Raw genomic sequence first — 18,719 nt, forward strand, 5'->3', positions numbered from 1 at the left:
AAGGATGTGAGTTTGCATAGACAGCTAGGATGTTGGCTTAGAAGCAGCCACTCATTAAAAGAGTGCGTAATAGCTCACTAGTCGAGTGAATTTGCGCCGAAGATAAACGGGGCTAAGCTGTATACCGAAGCTACGGAATCGAGAGATTGGTAGGGGAGCGTACTGTAAGCAGGAGAAGCATGAACGGAAGTACATGTGGATGTATCAGTAGTGAGAATGTTGGAATAAGTAACGAGAGCATAGTGAGAATCTATGCCGTCGAAAATCTAAGGTTTCCTGGGGAAGGTTCGTCCGCCCAGGGTTAGTCGGGACCTAAGACGAGGCCGAGAGGCGTAGCCGATGGAGAACAGGTCAAAATTCCTGTACCGCCGTTATATGTATAAGAGAGGCAGGGACACAGGAGGATAATTTAGCTCACTGCAAAAAGAGTGAGTTCAAGCAGAGAAGCTGGGATGTAGTAAAGAACGCATCCAAAGGCAAGCTGTGATGAGGAGGGAAATAAAGTACCGAAGTAAATGATTCCACACTGGCGAGAAAAGCTGCTATTTAGTATAAAGGCGCCCGTACCGTAAACCGACACAGGTAGATGAGGAGAGAATCCTAAGACGAGCGGGAGAAGCGTTGTTAAGGAACTCGGCAAATTAACCCCGTAAGTTCGCGAGAAGGGGAGCCTAAGCAATTAGGTCGCAGAGAAATGGCTCGAGCAACTGTTTAGCAAAAACACAGGTCTCCGCTAAATCGAAAGATGAAGTATGGGGGCTGACGCCTGCCCGGTGCTGGAAGGTCAAGGGGAAATGTTAGAGCAATCGAAGCATAGAACTTAAGCCCCAGTAAACGGCGGCCGTAACTATAACGGTCCTAAGGTAGCGAAATTCCTTGTCAGGTAAGTTCTGACCCGCACGAATGGCGTAATGACTTGAGCACTGTCTCAACAACGTACCCGGTGAAATTGTAGTACTTGTGAAGATGCAAGTTACCCGCAACTAGACGGAAAGACCCCATGGAGCTTCACTGTAGATTGTTACTGGGATTCGATATTATCTGTACAGCATAGGTGGGAAGCTGAGAACTTGAGTCGTCAGATTCAAGGGAGCTAACGGTGGGATACCACTCTGATGATATTGAATTTCTAACCAGTTGCCATAATCTGGCAATGGGACAATGGCAGTCGGGCAGTTTGACTGGGGCGGTCGCCTCCAAAAAAGTAACGGAGGCGTTCAAAGGTTTCCTCAGCACGGTTGGAAATCGTGCAACGAGTGCAAAGGCATAAGGGAGCCTGACTGCGAGACGTACATGTCGAGCAGATACGAAAGTAGGACTTAGTGATCCGGCGGTAGAAAGTGGAATTGCCGTCGCTCAACGGACAAAAGTTACCCTGGGGATAACAGGCTGATTCCTCCCAAGAGTTCACATCGACGGGGGAGTTTGGCACCTCGATGTCGGCTCATCACATCCTGGAGGGGAAGTCCCTTCCAAGGGTTCGGCTGTTCGCCGATTAAAGTGGTACGCGAGCTGGGTTCAGAACGTCGTGAGACAGTTCGGTCCCTATCTGTTGTGGGCGTTGGAAATTTGAGAAGAGCTGTCCCTAGTACGAGAGGACCGGGATGGACAAACCTCTGGTGTACCAGTTGTCATGTTCATGGCACAGCTGGGTAGCTAAGTTTGGACGGGATAAACGCTGAAAGCATCTAAGCGTGAAGCCTCCTTCAAGATGAGATTTCCTAAACCTTCAAGGTTATAAGATCCCTGAAAGACAAACAGGTTGATAGGTCTGGAGTGGAAGACAGTAATGTACGTAGCGGACAGATACTAATGATCGAAGACTTGACCACAATTTCAAAAGAGAGTAGTCTTAAAGATGACGAAGAACTTGAGGAAGTTATAGAGTTTACTAAGAGCTCTGTGTAGTTTTGAGGGTGTTTCACCCTTACCATTCCGGTGAAGATAACGAGGAGGCCACACCTGTTCCCATTCCGAACACAGAAGTTAAGCTCCTTTGTGCCGAAGATACTTGGCTGGAGACGGCCCGGGAAAATAGGTTTTCGCCGGATTTTTTTATGTCCTTTTTTATTAATATTTTTATTCCATTGCTTGCTACTATTGTGCGCAATGTTGTTTAGATAGCGTTTTTTTGCTATTATTTAAGTACTACGTAGAGGGTTATGGGTATGAGCTTTAAAATCTTAATTGTTGATGATGAAAAGAATATAGTTGATGTTTTGTCAACTAATTTAGAGCGTGAAGGTTACTTTACTCGTGCAGCTTATGATGGTTTGCAGGCACTTGAAATGATCGATAAGGATGTACCTGATCTGATTATTCTTGATTGTATGTTGCCAGGTATTGATGGCCTTGACGTTTGTAGACGTGTGCGCAAGAAGTTCCAAATGCCTATTATCATGCTTACTGCGAAGAGTGAGGAGATTGATAAGGTTTTGGGTCTTGAACTTGGAGCTGATGATTATATTACCAAGCCGTTTAGCATCCGTGAGGTTTTGGCACGTGTTAAGGCTTCTTTGCGTAGATCTAATCTTGGTGAAGTTGAGAACAACGATTCTAAGGTTATGAAATTCGGCGAGATTGAGATCGATTCTGACTGCTATGAAGTTAGACGTAATGGCGTAAATTTGCATTTGACTTTACGTGAATTTGAACTTGTACGTTTCTTGGCTGCTAATGCTGGACAAGTTTTCTCACGTGAAGATTTGTTATGCAAGGTTTGGGGCTATGAATATTATGGTGATGTTCGAACAGTTGATGTTACTATTCGACGTACCCGTGAAAAATTAGAGACCAATCAAGGTGATTATCGTTATATCATGACTAAGCGTGGTGTTGGCTATTATTTTGAGAAGAAGCCAGTAGTAGATTAGTTGGTTGAGGTTGCCTTGGATCCGTTATTAGTTGTTGGTTTAGCTTTGTCTTTTACAATTGTCTGTTTAATCTTGTTTTTGTTGCTCTTACGTAGGCATAAGCGACTTAGACAATTGTTTTTGCACTTTTTACCTTTCTTAGATTTCAGTTCGACGAATGATAAGGAGGCTAGCTTAGAGCTAGCAGCTTTTTCTGGTTTGCATTTAGGCATTATTTATTTTGATAAAAATGGTAAATGTACTTTCGTTAATAAAAGTGCTTTAGAGCTCTTATCTTTGCATGAGGAGCCTAGTTCTTTGACAGATATGTTGACTCTGTTTGGGCATGTACCTGGTATAAAGAGCTTATTTTTAATGCAAGTCAATCCAAAGTCTATTACGTTTACAGTTAACGATAAGTCTGTCAATTTAGCTGTTAAGACTAATTATCAGGATAAGCAACTTTTAAATACTGTAGTTGTCGTGCAGGATTTTACACAGCAAGAGTTACTAAATAAACAGCGAAAAGAATTTGTGGCGAACGTTTCACATGAACTTAAAACCCCGATTACAACAATTAAGGCTTATACGGAATCGCTATTAGATTGGGGCATTAAGGAAAAGGATAAGGCACAGATTAAACAAGATGTTGAAAAAATCCGTGATGATGCTTTTAGAATGGAAGCATTAGTCGGCGATTTGCTCTTACTGTCTAGTATTGATGGTAACAGACGTCAATCACACGTAGAACTTACTGAGGTTGAGCCTTTAATTAGAAGCCTGATTGATCGCTTTTCTATACAAGCTGCTGAAAAAGAGATTACTGTTAATTGCTATGTTTTGAATAAAGTGCCGATGATTTTTGCTGAACCTGATTCTTTATCTCGTGCTTTTGGTAATATTATAGGTAACGCTATAAAATATGGTGTACGCGGTGGCAAGCTTGATATTTATATCAGCTGTTTGCTGGAAGATGTTACAATTAAGTTTGCTGATAACGGTATTGGAATTTCTGAGGAGCATTTGCCTTACATATTTAACCGCTTTTATCGTGTGGATAATAGTGGAACAAGGCAAAGTGGCGGAACTGGTTTGGGACTTTCTATTGTCAAAGAACTGGTTAAGATGCATCATGGCGAGATTTTGGTACAGTCGGTATTAGGTTCTGGTACTGAGTTTACGATTATTTTGCCAGCGGAAGGTAGCATGTATCGTTCTATGATTAAAGCTGCAAATAAGAGTGATACGCTTACTGATCCATGGTTTATCGCAGCTAAGAATGAGTTGTTAGCGCAGGCCAAAGACTATGGCGTTGAAATTAAGAATATAGCTGATGTAAGTGATGCAGATTTGAAAATTGTTTTAGAACAGTAATGGTGTGTGACGATGACTAGTTATTATGTTAAAGGTGGACATAGGTTAAAAGGCGAGGTAACAGTTAGCGGTTCTAAGAATGCTGCTTTAGGTGTTATTTCTGCTAGTGTTTTATTGGATGGACCGTGTGTAATTGAAAATGTGCCCATGATTTCGGATATTGTATCTTTAGTTGAGATTATTCGTGATTTAGGCGCTGAAATAGAATTTAACAATGGTACTTTAAGAATAGATCCAACGACTATTAACACACATATAGTTACAAATACACGTGCTAGAGAGATTCGGGCTTCATACTATTTATGGGGTGCAATTTTAGGGCGTTTTGGTAAGGTACAGTGCTTTTTGCCAGGTGGCTGTAATTTTGGCACGCGTCCATTTGATTTGCATATTAAGGGCTTTAATGCGTTAGGTGCTAAACATTCTATTAGTTATGGCAAAATCAATTTTACAGTTGAGCGTTGCTTGACTGGTAATAAGATTTATATGGACAAAGTCAGTGTTGGTGCAACTATGAATTTGATGATTGCAGCAACTAAAGCTTTTGGCCGAACTGTGATAGAGAATGCTGCACGGGAACCACATATCGTTGATACAGCTAACTTTTTGAATGCTATGGGTGCTCAGATTCGTGGCGCTGGTACGGATGTAATACGTGTTGAAGGTGTTTCTTGTTTGCTTGCTAATGCTACATATTCAATTATTCCTGACCAGATTGAAGCTGGTACGTTTATGATTGCTGCAGCTATTACGCAGGGTAATGTTATTGTTAAAAATTTGATTCCTAAACATATGGAACCTTTAACTTCTAAATTTAAAGAGATGGGTATAGCTGTGATTTCCGGTGATGATTATTGTCATATCATTGCTGATTCAGAGAAAAAGTTTCATGCTACTTCTTTTATGACGTTGCCATATCCTGGCTTCCCAACTGATTTGCAACCGCAAACGGTTGTTTTATTAACTCAGGCTGTTGGTATCAGTAGGATGTTTGAAAACGTATGGGATAATCGTTTCCAATATGTGGATTATTTGCAGCAGATGGGAGCGCATATTCAGATAGCTGATCGTATGGCCTTGATTGAAGGGCCTTGTCAATTGACAAGCTCTGTTGTGGAAGCACATGATCTGCGTGCTGGAGCTGCGATGGTTTTGGCAGCATTAATTGCTAAAGGTGAAACTGAGATCTTTAAAGTAAGTTCCATTGAGCGTGGTTATGAGAATTTCGTGGAAAAACTGCAAGGTCTGGGTGCGGATATTTCAATTCGTAATGAATCTGAAGAAGCTTATTTTTCACAGGCAGGCGATTGATGCAGGTACAGATTGTAGCTGTTGGTTCTGTTAAGGAAAAATACATTCTCACGGGTATTAGTGATTTTCAGAAACGCTTAAGACGTTTTTGCAATTTAAGTATAGTTGAAATTACTGCACAGCCTGATCAGATGGAAGCTAGACGGGCACTCAAGATAGAAGCTGATTTAATTCGGCAAAAGTGGCTTACGAAAGCTTATAAGGTTGCTTTAACACCACATGGTAAAGAACTTAGCTCAGAAGAGTTAGCAGCGAAGCTACCTAAATGGTTGGAGCAAGGAAATTCGGAGCTTACATTGATAATAGGTTCTTCAAGAGGTCTTGCTGCTGATATAATTAAAGAATGTCAGGCGACATGGGCGTTTGGCCCTTTAACCTTAACGCATGGTGTAGCTAGATTTATTGCAATTGAACAAATTTACCGTGCATATAAAATAAATGCGAATGAAGCCTATCACAAATAGGCTGATTAGGTTGCGTAAAAGCTAAATTTTACGTGTTTTTTGGTCAAATTGGCCTTTTCAAAATACAAAAAGAAGATTATAATTGTGAAGATTGGTTTTGTGCCAATCTATTAGTTTTGCCTGTGAAAGGAGGAGTATTGATGCCAACGTTCAATCAGTTAGTTAAGCAAGGACGCAGCTCAAAGACTTACAAGCCAAAAGCACCAGCTTTGCATGTAAAGATGAATACTTTGAAGAAGCGTACAAGCAACGTTGTTTCACCACAAAAGCGCGGTGTTTGCACTGTCGTTAAGACAACAACACCAAAGAAACCAAACTCAGCTATGCGTAAGGTGGCTCGTGTTCGTTTGACTTCAGGTTTGGAAGTAACTTCATACATTCCTGGTATTGGTCACAACTTGCAAGAGCACTCAGTTGTTTTGATTCGTGGTGGCCGTGTTAAGGATTTACCTGGTGTTCGTTATCATATCATTCGCGGTACATTGGATACTGCTGGTGTTGCTAACAGAATGCAGGGTCGTTCTAAGTATGGTGCTAAACGACCAAAGTCAGCTAAGGTTAAGAAATAATCGGATCAGGTTGAACTCAAAGATCAGTACTCACATTTATACATGTGATGGCCTGACAGTCGCATTAGCGATTTGAGTACCTGTGATGGCGATGAAATTCGCACTATCATGTAAAGGAGGGAAGACAAGTGCCAAGAAAAGGACATGTCCCAACAAGAGAAGTTCTTCCTGATCCCCTGTATCATGATGTTAGAGTCAGTAAGTTGATCAATAACGTCATGTTGGACGGGAAGAAAGGTTTAGCCCAGAGAATCGTTTATGAAGCTCTTGCTATGGTAAACGAGAAAGCAAATACAGAGGGCTTAGAGATTTTTGAAAAAGCTTTAGAGAATACGATGCCACAATTGGAAGTTAAGGCTCGCCGTGTAGGTGGTGCTAACTACCAAGTCCCAGTCGAAGTAAGACCAGAGCGTCGTCAAACATTGTCACTGCGTTGGATCGTTGATTTTGCACGTAAGCGTAGCGAGAAGACTATGGTCGAGCGCTTAGCAGGTGAGCTTTTGGATGCAAGTAACAGTACCGGTGGTGCATTCAAACGTAAAGAAGAGATGCATCGTATGGCAGAAGCAAACCGTGCCTTTGCCCATTACAGATGGTAATTGCATTTAACAAAGGAGTAGTAATTAATGACAAGAGAATTCTCACTTGAGAATACACGTAACATTGGTATCATGGCGCACATCGATGCTGGTAAAACTACTACAACAGAACGTATCTTGTACTACACAGGTCGTATCTATAAGATGGTAGAAACACACGATGGTGGTGCAACCATGGACTGGATGGCACAAGAGCAGGAGCGTGGTATCACAATTACATCTGCTGCTACAACTGCACAATGGAGACATTGCCGCATCAATATCATTGATACTCCAGGTCACGTTGACTTTACAGTTGAAGTTGAACGTTCCTTGCGCGTCTTGGACGGAGCTGTCACAGTTTTGGATGCTAAGAGCGGTGTTGAGCCACAAACAGAGACTGTTTGGAGACAGGCTGATCACTATGGCGTTCCACGTGTCGTGTACATTAATAAGATGGATGTTACTGGTGCGGATTTCTATAAATCTGTGCAGTCAATTTACGATCGCCTACATGCTAATGCAGTACCTATTCAGATTCCAATCGGTACAGAAGATACATTCATTGGCGAAATTGATTTGATGACAATGAAGGCATATATCAGCCATGGCGAAGATGGCAAGGAAGTTGAAGAGACTGATATTCCAGCTGAGTATGTTGATTTGGCTAATGAGTGGCACGATAAGATGGTCGAGAAGATCGCAGAGTCTGATGATACTTTGATCGAGAAATACTTAGACGGCCAAACATTGACAATTGATGAGATGAAGGATGCTATGCGTAAGGCAACATGCCGTTGCGAGATGATCCCAGTAGTTTGTGGTTCTTCATATCGTAACAAGGGCGTTCAGAAAGTTTTGGATGCTGTTGTTGACTTCTTACCTTCACCATTAGATGTGCCACACATTAAGGGCGTAAATCCAGAAACTGAAGAAGAGGAAGAGAGACCATCCGATGATAATGCACCATTTGCTGGTTTAGCGTTTAAGATCGCTGTTGATCCGTTCGTAGGTAAGCTTTGCTTCTTCCGTGTTTATTCAGGTCATTTGGAAGCTGGTTCTTATGTTTTGAATGCAACAAAGAATAAGCGTGAGCGTGTCGGCCGTATCGTGCAAATGCATGCTAATCACCGTAAAGAGATCACTGATGTTTATGCTGGTGATATTGCAGCTATCGTTGGCTTTAAGGAAACAACAACTGGTGATACAATCTGCGACCCAGATCATCCAATCGTCTTGGAGTCAATGGAGTTCCCAGAACCAGTTATTTCTGTTGCTATTGAGCCAAAGTCAAAGGCATCACAAGATAAGATGATGATTGCTTTAGGTAAGTTAGCTGAGGAAGATCCTACATTTAGAACATATACTGATGCTGAAACAGGACAAACAATTATTTCTGGTATGGGTGAATTACACCTTGATATTATTGTTGATCGTTTGTTCCGTGAGTTTAAGGTTGAAGCTAATGTTGGCGCTCCACAAGTTGCTTACAAAGAGACTGTGCGTAAGCCTGCAAGAGCTCAGGGTAAGTTCGTACGTCAGTCTGGTGGTCATGGTCAATATGGTGACGCTGTTATCGAAATTGAACCTAATGAACCAGGTGCTGGTTATAGCTTTGAGAACGTAACAGTTGGTGGTGTTGTTCCTAAGGAATTTATTGCACCAATTGACGCTGGTGTTCAGGAAGCTATGAAGGCTGGTATCTTAGGTGGATATCCAGTTGTTGACGTTAAGGTTCGCTTGGTTGATGGTTCATATCACGAAGTTGACTCTTCTGAAATGGCATTTAAGGTCGCTGGTTCTATGGCTTTCAAGGAAGCTATGCGTAAGGCAGATCCAATTTTGTTGGAGCCTGTAATGCGTGTTGATATTACTGTACCTGAAGAGTACATGGGCGATGTTATGGGTGATATTAGCTCACGTCGTGGCCGTATCGAAGGTATGGAAGCTTTAACTGGTGCCCAAAAGATTAAGGCTATGGTTCCATTGGCTGAGATGTTTGGTTATGCTACAGCTTTGCGTTCTAAGACACAGGGCCGTGGTACATTCCAGATGCAAATTGACCACTTCGAAGAAGTGCCTAAGTCAATTATGGAAAAAGTATTAAAACAATAATCAAAGTGACGAAGTGACTTGCAAATTTTGTAAAAATCTTTAATATTAAGATATTGGCTTTTGCCGATTGTCATTTTAGTTGCGTTTAGCAAAAGGAGGATCCTTCATATGGGTAAGAAGGTTTATGAGAGAAAAAAGGACCACGTCAACATCGGCACGATTGGCCACGTTGACCACGGTAAAACAACTTTGACAGCTGCTATTACAAAAGTATTAGCTCTCGCTGGCGATGCAGAATACACTTCATACGATAACATCGATAAGACACCAGAGGAGCGTGAGCGTGGTATCACAATTAACTCTACACACGTTGAGTATGAGACTGAAAAACGTCACTATGCACACGTTGACTGCCCAGGGCACGCTGACTATGTTAAGAACATGATCACCGGTGCTGCTCAGATGGATGGTGCTATCTTGGTTGTTTCCGCTGCTGATGGTGTTATGCCTCAGACACGTGAGCACATCTTGTTAGCTCGTCAGGTTGGCGTTCCAACAATTGTTGTTTTCATGAATAAGACTGACCAAGTCGATGATGAAGAATTACTTGACTTAGTTGAGATGGAAGTTCGTGACCTCTTGAATGAATACGATTTCGATGGCGATAACACACCAATCGTTCGTGGTTCTGCTTTGAAGGTCTTGGAGAGCTCATCTACAGATATTAATGCTCCTGAGTATCAGTGCATTCTTGAATTGATGAAGAATGTTGATGAATACATCCCAACACCAGATCGTCCTATCGATCAACCATTCTTGATGCCTATCGAGGAAGTCTTCACAATTTCTGGTCGTGGTACTGTTGCTACTGGCCGTGTCGAGCGTGGTCAAGTCAAGTTGAACGAAGCTGCTGAAATCGTTGGTTTGAACGATGAGCCTGTTTCGACTGTTGTTACTGGTATTGAAATGTTCCACAAGAGCATGGAATTCGCACAAGCTGGTGAAAACATCGGTACATTGTTGCGTGGTATTGCTCGTGATGGTGTTGAGCGTGGTCAAGTTTTGGCTAAGCCTAACACAATTCATCCACATACTAAGTTTGAAGGCCAAGTTTACGTCTTGACACAAGCTGAAGGTGGTCGTCATAAGCCATTCTTTGATGGTTATCGTCCACAATTCTTCTTCCGTACAACAGACGTTACTGGTTCTATCAAATTGCCAGAAGGCACAGAGATGTGTATGCCTGGTGACCATATCAACATGGATATCGAATTGATTTACCCAATCGCTATTGAGCAAGGTTTACGTTTCGCTGTTCGTGAGGGTGGTCGTACAGTTGGTGCTGGTACAGTTGCTAAGATTTACGAGTAATCTATACTGTGTGATTATTTAAGGGTGGCTTACGCCACCCTTTTTTACTATATTGGTTGTTTATATGGCTAGGAAAAAGGTTAAATTAGATTTATTTGCTATTTATCAAGATGAGATGAATTATTTTGCTTCATTGCGTTCTAATGGGCAGACTTCTAACCAGCATGAAGTTTTCTTTAGGCAACTTTCAGAGCATGAAAAAGATAATGAACTATTGGTTATGCCTCAATTATCTGTGTATGAGAGTTGTGTTTTACCTGGAAGTAATGGTGTCTTTGATTGTGCTGATTATATTGCTTATCAAGGTGCGATGCGGAGCTTAGACGGTAATGGACTTGTTTTCATTGCTTCTTTGCTGGATGAGTCCGAGAAAGCTAGTTTAGCTGATTTTGCTAAATCTCAACATGTTACTAATAAAACTAAAGAACCTGAGTTTATTAGTTTCCGCGATAGTGAGTATAAACAACTTAAAGTCGGTGTGATTGGGCAGATTTTATCATTGCAGGACGATGATGATAATAATTCCACGCGTGTGATGATACAGGTACTTTGCCGTGCGGAACTAGTTGAACGGCAATCTGATGGGCAAATAGATCTGGTTCAGGTCAGATTGTTAGCTGATGATTATCAATTTAAAACTATCAATCGTTCGACTTTAGAGAAGCAAATCGGCTTTTCCTTACCTAAATCCGGTACAAAACTGAAAAACAATGATTTAGCTGCCTTGCAGGCTATTCTGCGCCTTTATTTTGAAAAATGGTTAGCTGAAAATAAGTCTGCGAATGATTTAGGCAAGTATCAGTCACTTTACACGAAGATGGATCTTTCTGCCTTGTGTGATGCCATTTCCGAGACAGTACCTGTTTCTTATATTGAAAAAGTTTATTTATTGGCCTGTCCACATGTGCTTGTGCGTTTGTATTTAACGTTGGATTTAGTTAAGCGCGATTTGGGTATGGCAAATCTAAGACGACAAATTGATCGTGAAACAGAAGATCTCATCAAAGCTGAGCAGCGCGATTATGTAATCAAAAACACAATAAAATTGTTGCGTAAAGAGCTGAGTAATGGTAAAGAAGATGATACGATTGCCAAACTTAACAAAAAACTAGCTGAATTTGAGCTCAAGCCAGATGTTCGTGCGCAATTACAAGAGGCGATCGATAAATTGGCCATTTTTGGTTCAACAAGCCCAGAAGCTGCTAATTTGCGTGATTATATTGATCTTTGTTTGAGTTTGCCATGGGGCAAAATGGTGGCTGAAAATTTTGATATTAAGCAAGTTAAGGCGAAGTTAGAGTCTGATCATTATGGTTTGGAGAAGGTCAAGAAGCGTATATTAGAATATTTGGCAATGCGTCATTTGCGTGTTGTCAAGCAAACGAAGGGGAAGACGGTTGAATTGTTGTGCCTGATCGGACCTCCTGGTATTGGTAAGACATCCATTGCGCGTTCAATAGCTGATGCACTTAAACGACCACTTGAGCGTATAAGTTTAGGTGGTGTAGATGACGAGTCTGAAATTCGCGGCCATAGACGCACTTATATTGGGGCTATGCCAGGTAGAATCATCAAGGCAATTCAAACAGCTCAATGTGACAATCCCGTTATTTTGCTAGATGAAATTGATAAGTTGGCTTATAGCAGTAAGGGTGATCCAGCAGCTGCTTTGTTGGAGGTTTTGGATGGCGAACAGAATGACAAGTTCCGCGATAATTACGTTGATTTACCATATGATTTGAGTAAGGTCTTGTTTATAGTCACAGCCAATGATTACGAAAATATACCGATGGCTTTGTACGATAGAATGGATGTAATTAATCTAAGTTCTTATACGGCAACTGAAAAGCTGCAAATTGCTAAGCATTATCTTTGGCCACAACTTTTAGCCTCAATAGCATACACTTCCAAGCAGATAAAAATTAGCGATAAGTGTTTACGTTACATTATTGATAATTACACGCGTGAAGCGGGTGTTAGACAGTTAGAAAGATGTTTGAAGACAATTTGCCGTACAATTGCGACAAAAATTTTGGCTGAGAGTGAAGATGCCTTGTTGCCTGTAAGCGTGAAAGTAAAAGATCTGGCTGACTATTTGGGAGTGGCGCCCTATATTGATGAAGGTGTGCATAAAGACGATTTAGTTGGCGTTGTTACAGGTCTAGCTTGGACTTATGTCGGCGGCGTGACGTTGGAAGTTGAAGTTAAGATCAGTAAGGGTAATGGTAAGATTCATTTAACTGGTAATTTAGGTGATGTGATGAAAGAATCAGCAAGCGTGGCTTGGACTTATATTATCAGTCAGGCAGATGAATTAAAGTTAGATGAAGTTAAATGGCAAGAATTAGATGTTCATATTCATATTCCTGAAGGTGCTACACCTAAAGACGGCCCTTCAGCAGGCGTAACTTTAGCAACGGCGCTTTATTCTGCCCTAAGTCATAAGAAAGTCAGACATGACATTGCCATGACAGGTGAATTGACTTTAACTGGACGCGTATTTCCAATCGGTGGCCTCAAAGAAAAATTGATGGCAGCTTATCGAGCTAAGATGCATACAGTTTTGATCCCAATTGCGAATGTTAAGGATTTAACAGATGTTGATAAGGAAGTAAAGGAAAACTTGCAGATTATCTCAGTTAAACGGGTCGAAGAAGTTTGGCAACATGCCTTGCTTAGTGAGTAGATATTTATGTTAAAAACAGAACTAGTTAAGGTACAGTCAGAAGCTACTATCAGCTTGACTATCAAACGTTCAGTTTTTATTGCGTATGCTGTACCCATTGCTAATTTAGCTGAGCTTGAGCAAAAACTAGCTGAAATTAGAACTAGGCAACCAGATGCCAAGCATCATGTCTATGCTTGGCAATTTTATGACACGCTGAATGAACAACAGTATGCCAAATTTAGTGATGATGGAGAGCCTAGTCAGACAGCAGGGGCCCCGCTTTTTCATGTTTTGACTGAAGCTGGAATAAATAACACGCTTTTGGTTGTTTCGAGAATCTTTGGCGGTATTTTGCTAGGGGCAGGTGGCTTGGTCAGAGCTTATAGCAAAGCAGGTAATTTGGCTTTACAAGAAGCTAGCTATGAACGTTTAGTCAAACGGGAAAAAGTGACATTTAGTTTGGATTATGCGCTTTATGATCAGTTCTGCTATTACGCTAACAAACAGAAGTGGCAGATATTTAGTAATGAGTTTGCTGCTAAAGTGACGTTGGTTTTGATCCTTAAACCTGAAGAAATAAGTGCGTTGGAAGTTTATTTAGATGAACTTAACGGCTCTAAACAACAAATTAAAAAGTTAGGCACAGAGCTAGTAACTATACCATATACACCTAATTTAAAAGGCGAAGATGGATAATTAATTTCTAGCGATTAGATTAACAAAATATCTATTTAAATAGATATAGCTAAAATGAATTATATGCTGGCGTTATATGGCTGAATAAGTCGGAGATGCTGGCTTTTTACGTCATTTGCTTGCCTTAGCTTTGAATTTTATGTAAAATGGACCAGTTATAGTGCTCATGTGAGCTAGAGGAAAGGATTAGGCTATGGCTAGAACTAAAATTCGCAAATCCCATAGTTGGAGTTTCTTTGTAGCTGTTTTATGTGTCGCTTTGGCAACCATTTTGTGTTGGACAGGTTTGACATTACCAGCTCCCAAAGGTAAGACTTTGCCGCTTTATGGCGCCAAAGATATTCGTTTAGGTATTGATATTAGAGGTGGTGTTGAGGCTGTATTTGCACCAAAGGATTACAGCGGGACACCAACTGATCGCGAGTTACGCTCAGTAGTTTCTGTTTTGGAGAAACGACTTGATAATTTGCAAATTCTTGATCGTGATGTTATTCCCGTTCCACAATCTGGACGTGTTATTGTTCGTTTCCCTTGGAAATCTAATGAACAGAATTTCAATCCAGAAGAGGCTATGCAAGAGTTAGGTCAGACAGCTCAGCTCACATTCAAAGATCCAGATGGCAAAGTTGTGTTGACTGGTAATGATGTAGCTAGCGCAGATGCTATGGCTGATACGCGGAGTGGTAGCAGTTTCGTTTCTTTGGATTTGAAACCAGAAGGCGCTAAGAAGTTTGCTGATGCTACATCACGCTTGTTAGGTAAACCTATTTCAATCAATATGGATGACAAGCTTTTGTCAGCGCCAATTGTGCAAGCTAAGATTATGGATGGTAAGGCTCAAATTACTGGTATGGAAGATGCACAGAGTGCAGCTCGTTTAGCTAACCAGATCAATGCTGGTGCTTTGCCTTTCTCAATCACAGCTATCAGTTCAAATGCTATTTCGCCTAAATTAGGTAATGACGCTTTGCGTGTGATGATTTTAGCTGGTCTTGTGGCTATGGTTATCATCTTTATTTTCCTATTGGAACGTTATCGTTTAGCTGGTATTGTTGCTTGTGTTGCCTTGGTTGCACAGATTGTTGGTATCCTATTGGTAATTTCAATTCCTCAGCAGACATTAACCTTGCAAGGTATAGCAGGTATTATTTTGTCAATTGGTATGGGTGTTGATGCTAATATCATCATTTGCGAGCGTATTCGTGAGGAATTGCGTTCAGGTACACCTACGCAAACAGCTATTCATTATGGATTTGACCGTGCCTTTGCTTCTATTTTGGATGGTAACGTCACAGTTGCTATTTCATCTATTTGCTTGATGGTCTTCGGCACAGGTTCCATGTTGTCATTCGGCTATTCATTGTTGACAGGTGTTATTTTGAACTTGTTCTGCGGTGCTTATTTGTCCAATACAATGATGCGCTCATTGGCTGTCTTCAAACCTTTGCGTAAGACAAGTCTTTATCGTGTAAGTGATAAGATGATTGCTAAGGAAAGCAAGATCAGAAGTGAAGAGAAGGACAATTACACAATTGCGAATCGTTTAGCACCTCTGTTTGGCTTTAGTTTCTATAAGAATCGTTACAAATTCTTGGCCGTTTCAATTGTATTGATTGCAATTGGCTTGGTCTCATGGGCTATCTTTGGCACGAAGTTGTCAATTGAATTTAAAGGTGGTTCAATCATTCGTTATACTGTCACTGGTGAGGGTGATATTAACACTGAGAAATTATCCGATGTAGCTAGTGAAAAATTGAGTGTGCCAGTCCTAGTGCAAGATTCAACTTCAGTTACAACTAATGAACGTTCATTGAGCGTTAGCGTATCTGGTAACAAAGCTTTGTTGCCTGAGGATTTGGTTGCTTTGCGTGACTTATTATCCAAGGAAGCTGGCGAAAATATCAAATTGACAGTTGCCGATTCAAACGTTGTCGATCCTTACATTGGTCGCGAGACTTTATTTAATGGATTGTTGGCCCTAATAGTTGCGTCAGTTTTGATCGTTTTGTATGTGTGGATTCGTTTCCGCCGCATTTCTGGTCTGTCAGCTGGTGCGTTCTCACTGTTGGCATTGATCCATGACGTTTTTATTGCTTTCTTAACTTTTATCGTGGCACGTTATGCCTTGAATGATACAGTTATTGCCGTTGTGCTTTCGATTTTGGGTTGGTCAGTCAATGATACGATTGTTATCTTCGACCGTATTCGTGAGAATTCCAAATTGTTTGGCGCTAAAGTTAGCTTGCCTGATTTGGTCGACTTATCAATTCGTGAATCTTGCTCACGTTCAATCTACACCTCAGTGTGTACGTTTATTGCCGTCTTAGTAGCCTTTGTCTTTGCAGCAGCAAATGGCATTACAAGTATCGTGCAATTTAGCTTGCCATTGATGGTCGGTATTATTGTTGGCTCTTACTCATCTGTTGCTTTGGCTACAGTATTCTGGGCGCAATATATTGTGAACAAGCGCAAGGCTAAGTAATTTTCTTAGTTAGCAATTTTGAAAAATGGACTAGTTCAAGTTAAACTTGACTAGTCTATTTTTTATTTTGAAAGAGAATAAAGATGCACTTTATAAAATATGATTTACATGCCACACAAGCTAAAGCTTATTTGACACCATTCCACGATTATAGTTTAGATGAGCCAATTACGTGGACAGATTCAATTTGTGATCCATTCAGATTACACGATATGAAAGCTACTTGTGAGAAGCTTATTTCAGCTTTAAGTAAGGAAACTAAAATTTTGATCTATGGTGATTATGATTTAGATGGTATGTCGGCAGCAAGTAGCCTTTATTTAACTTTTTTACGTCTAAGGGCTGCTTTGTGGCAGATGAAAGCTGAGCAAGCGACAGATTTAACTACTTTATTGTTAGATTTAGCCAAAAAGGATAATTGGCATGCCTTAATTAAAACTAGCAATTTTACAAGCTCACCTTTACAAAATGAGCGTTATAATTTGGCAGTTTATATACCTGATCGCTTACAAGAAGGTTATAGTTTAAGTCAACATGCTGTCGATTACATCTTAAAGAATCAATATGAATTGGTGATAACGGTTGATTGTGGGGTTAAATCTGCACCTGAAATTGCACAATTAAAGGCATCAGGGCTATGCGTATTGGTGACAGATCACCATGAGTGTCCAGAAATTTTGCCACCAGCAGATTTAGTCGTTAATCCTAAACGCTTAGATGAACAATATCCAAATCGTGATTTATCTGGCTCAGGCGTTGTTTTTAAGCTAGCGCAAGCTTTGGAAAAAACGTTAAATTTAGCTACAGGTTGCCTTACAAATTCAATTGTTGAAATAGCTGCTTTAGGCTTAATCAGCGATGTAATGCCACTTACTTTTGAAAATTGGCAGATCATTCGTGCCGCTTTTAATAAATTACAGCATGAGACTGGACAAATTGGCCTAAGTATTTTGCTTGCCAAATTAAATTTACAACGTAATTTGTTGACGTATAGTGATATTGCCTTTTATGTTTGCCCTAAGTTTAATGCTTGTGGGAGAATTGATGATGCTTATTTAGGCTTGCGTTGCTTACTTACGGATGACAAAGATCAGGTAGAGCAATATGTGTTAGATTTGCTCAAAGTTAATGCGAAACGCCAGAGTCTAACAGAAAAATATTGCGAAGAAGCAGAGGCTTTTTTGTATAGCCAACCAGAATTTTTGACAAAGCCGATTCTGTCTGTTCCACTTCATTCAGCTCATAGCGGTATTATTGGTTTGGTTGCAGCTCGTTTACAGACGAAATACCTAAAGCCCTGTCTTTGTTTCACAGAGGTTGAAACGGAGGGGCAGCGAGTTTTGAAAGCATCTGGCCGTTCTTATGGCAATTTTAACCTGTATGAAGCAATTTCTAATTTACAAGCTAAACAGCCAGATTTGTTTGTCAGCTTTGGTGGACATGCTTTGGCAGTAGGTCTTAGCATTTATGCAGCTAAATTTAATGAATTTAATAACTTACTTAATGAGTCTGTGCAGTCACAATTAGAAGCTGTGTCAGCCAAGGTAGAAATTAGTTATGATAGTTTAATTTCTGCTGAAAATGGTGAAGCTATTCTACCTAATGTCGAAGATTTAAAAAAGCAACTTTTAACTGAACCATATGGACCTAATCGACCTCTACCAATTTATTTATATGCTGGCAAATTAAAAAGTGCCAACTTAATTGGCAGTCAAGCTCGGCATAGCAAGATGTTGTTGGATAACGGTATAGCTCTTTTAGCTTTTAATCAGCCATTATTAGCGAAAATTGCCACGCAAACAGATACGCAGCTTAATTTATTATTTACAGCTAATTTGCACGAGTTTAGGCATACTATTTCAGCTCAGTATATTGTTAAAGGCGCTTATATTGTGGGCAATTTAAATCAAAATGGGCCTGAAACAGAAGTAGTTTCTACGCTAGAAGGGCTTAACGCTAAACAAATTTATACAATTTTGGCTGATTTCTATAACATTATTCAAACCTATGGTGAAATGAATTTGCTTTATTTAGATATAGCGGCTTTTGGTGAAATTTATTATCCTTGTTTAACTACGCTCAAACACAATGGCGAGCAGGCGTTTAGAATAGGTGTGAATGTAGTTTGCCAATGTTTGCAAATTTTGCGAGAATTAAATATCATTGAATCTTATAAACTAACTGACAAAGTTCAGCTACTTAAGTTTATGCCCTTAAAAAAACAACTATCTTTGCAGACGGCAGATACTTTTAGAATGTTAGTAGCCAAGTAGCCGTTAGCTATATTTGAAGATGTGAC

The 18,719-nt window shown here is 40.4% G+C and carries 12 protein-coding genes and 2 rRNA genes (1 of these 14 cut by a window edge); all 14 read left to right on the forward strand.

What is annotated here, in order from left to right:
• A 23S ribosomal RNA gene (locus tag PYS62_RS02480) occupies window positions 1–1,832 on the forward strand; it begins 1,069 nt to the left of the window's first position.
• A gap of 102 nt (window positions 1,833–1,934) precedes the next feature.
• Window positions 1,935–2,051, forward strand: a 5S ribosomal RNA gene (gene rrf, locus PYS62_RS02485).
• Between the two features lie 117 nt (window positions 2,052–2,168).
• A complete protein-coding gene (locus tag PYS62_RS02490) occupies window positions 2,169–2,873 on the forward strand; it encodes a response regulator (protein ID WP_066713845.1) in 705 nt (234 codons plus the stop codon).
• A 15-nt stretch (window positions 2,874–2,888) separates the two neighbouring features.
• Complete coding sequence (locus PYS62_RS02495) at window positions 2,889–4,226, forward strand: sensor histidine kinase (protein WP_156422956.1); 1,338 nt, start codon at window positions 2,889–2,891, stop codon at window positions 4,224–4,226.
• Window positions 4,227–4,238: 12 nt separating this feature from the next.
• Window positions 4,239–5,537: a UDP-N-acetylglucosamine 1-carboxyvinyltransferase gene (gene murA / locus PYS62_RS02500; RefSeq protein WP_066713840.1), complete on the forward strand. Its 1,299-nt coding sequence runs from the start codon at window positions 4,239–4,241 to the stop codon at window positions 5,535–5,537.
• Window positions 5,537–6,001: a 23S rRNA (pseudouridine(1915)-N(3))-methyltransferase RlmH gene (locus tag PYS62_RS02505; RefSeq protein ID WP_066713837.1), complete on the forward strand. Its 465-nt coding sequence runs from the start codon at window positions 5,537–5,539 to the stop codon at window positions 5,999–6,001. The genes murA and PYS62_RS02505 overlap by 1 nt, the downstream gene beginning before the upstream one ends.
• Window positions 6,002–6,141: 140 nt before the next feature.
• Window positions 6,142–6,570 carry a 30S ribosomal protein S12 gene (gene rpsL, locus PYS62_RS02510; RefSeq protein WP_066713859.1) on the forward strand — a complete coding sequence of 143 codons (429 nt, stop codon included), beginning with the start codon at window positions 6,142–6,144 and terminating at the stop codon, window positions 6,568–6,570.
• 128 nt (window positions 6,571–6,698) lie between these two features.
• A complete protein-coding gene (gene rpsG, locus PYS62_RS02515) occupies window positions 6,699–7,169 on the forward strand; it encodes a 30S ribosomal protein S7 (RefSeq protein ID WP_066713834.1) in 471 nt (156 codons plus the stop codon).
• Window positions 7,170–7,196: 27 nt separating this feature from the next.
• A complete protein-coding gene (gene fusA / locus PYS62_RS02520) occupies window positions 7,197–9,263 on the forward strand; it encodes an elongation factor G (RefSeq protein WP_066713831.1) in 2,067 nt (688 codons plus the stop codon).
• Between the two features lie 108 nt (window positions 9,264–9,371).
• Entirely contained in the window at window positions 9,372–10,574 is a 1,203-nt protein-coding gene (gene tuf / locus PYS62_RS02525; protein WP_066713828.1) for an elongation factor Tu, read from the forward strand.
• A gap of 64 nt (window positions 10,575–10,638) precedes the next feature.
• Window positions 10,639–13,260 (forward strand): endopeptidase La, encoded by a 2,622-nt coding sequence (lon, locus tag PYS62_RS02530; protein WP_156422955.1) that lies wholly within the window; start codon window positions 10,639–10,641, stop codon window positions 13,258–13,260.
• A 6-nt stretch (window positions 13,261–13,266) separates the two neighbouring features.
• Entirely contained in the window at window positions 13,267–13,938 is a 672-nt protein-coding gene (locus PYS62_RS02535) for an IMPACT family protein (protein WP_066713823.1), read from the forward strand.
• 193 nt (window positions 13,939–14,131) lie between these two features.
• Window positions 14,132–16,420: a protein translocase subunit SecD gene (gene secD / locus PYS62_RS02540; protein WP_066713820.1), complete on the forward strand. Its 2,289-nt coding sequence runs from the start codon at window positions 14,132–14,134 to the stop codon at window positions 16,418–16,420.
• An 83-nt stretch (window positions 16,421–16,503) separates the two neighbouring features.
• Window positions 16,504–18,693 carry a single-stranded-DNA-specific exonuclease RecJ gene (locus PYS62_RS02545; protein WP_066713817.1) on the forward strand — a complete coding sequence of 730 codons (2,190 nt, stop codon included), beginning with the start codon at window positions 16,504–16,506 and terminating at the stop codon, window positions 18,691–18,693.
• The last annotated feature ends 26 nt before the right edge of the window (window positions 18,694–18,719 follow it).

The organism is Amygdalobacter nucleatus (assembly GCF_029167365.1).
GTDB classification, from domain to species: Bacteria; Bacillota; Clostridia; order Saccharofermentanales; family Fastidiosipilaceae; genus Amygdalobacter; species Amygdalobacter nucleatus.

Excerpts from the sequence above, each read along its gene's own strand:
- lon (WP_156422955.1), top strand. The coding sequence starts at position 10,639 with ATGGCTAGGAAAAAGGTTAAATTAGATTTATTTGCTATTTATCAAGAT.
- PYS62_RS02545 (WP_066713817.1), top strand. The coding sequence starts at position 16,504 with ATGCACTTTATAAAATATGATTTACATGCCACACAAGCTAAAGCTTAT.
- rpsL (WP_066713859.1), top strand. The coding sequence starts at position 6,142 with ATGCCAACGTTCAATCAGTTAGTTAAGCAAGGACGCAGCTCAAAGACT.
- tuf (WP_066713828.1), top strand. The coding sequence starts at position 9,372 with ATGGGTAAGAAGGTTTATGAGAGAAAAAAGGACCACGTCAACATCGGC.
- PYS62_RS02535 (WP_066713823.1), top strand. The coding sequence starts at position 13,267 with ATGTTAAAAACAGAACTAGTTAAGGTACAGTCAGAAGCTACTATCAGC.
- PYS62_RS02505 (WP_066713837.1), top strand. The coding sequence starts at position 5,537 with ATGCAGGTACAGATTGTAGCTGTTGGTTCTGTTAAGGAAAAATACATT.
- PYS62_RS02490 (WP_066713845.1), top strand. The coding sequence starts at position 2,169 with ATGAGCTTTAAAATCTTAATTGTTGATGATGAAAAGAATATAGTTGAT.
- fusA (WP_066713831.1), top strand. The coding sequence starts at position 7,197 with ATGACAAGAGAATTCTCACTTGAGAATACACGTAACATTGGTATCATG.
- secD (WP_066713820.1), top strand. The coding sequence starts at position 14,132 with ATGGCTAGAACTAAAATTCGCAAATCCCATAGTTGGAGTTTCTTTGTA.
- murA (WP_066713840.1), top strand. The coding sequence starts at position 4,239 with ATGACTAGTTATTATGTTAAAGGTGGACATAGGTTAAAAGGCGAGGTA.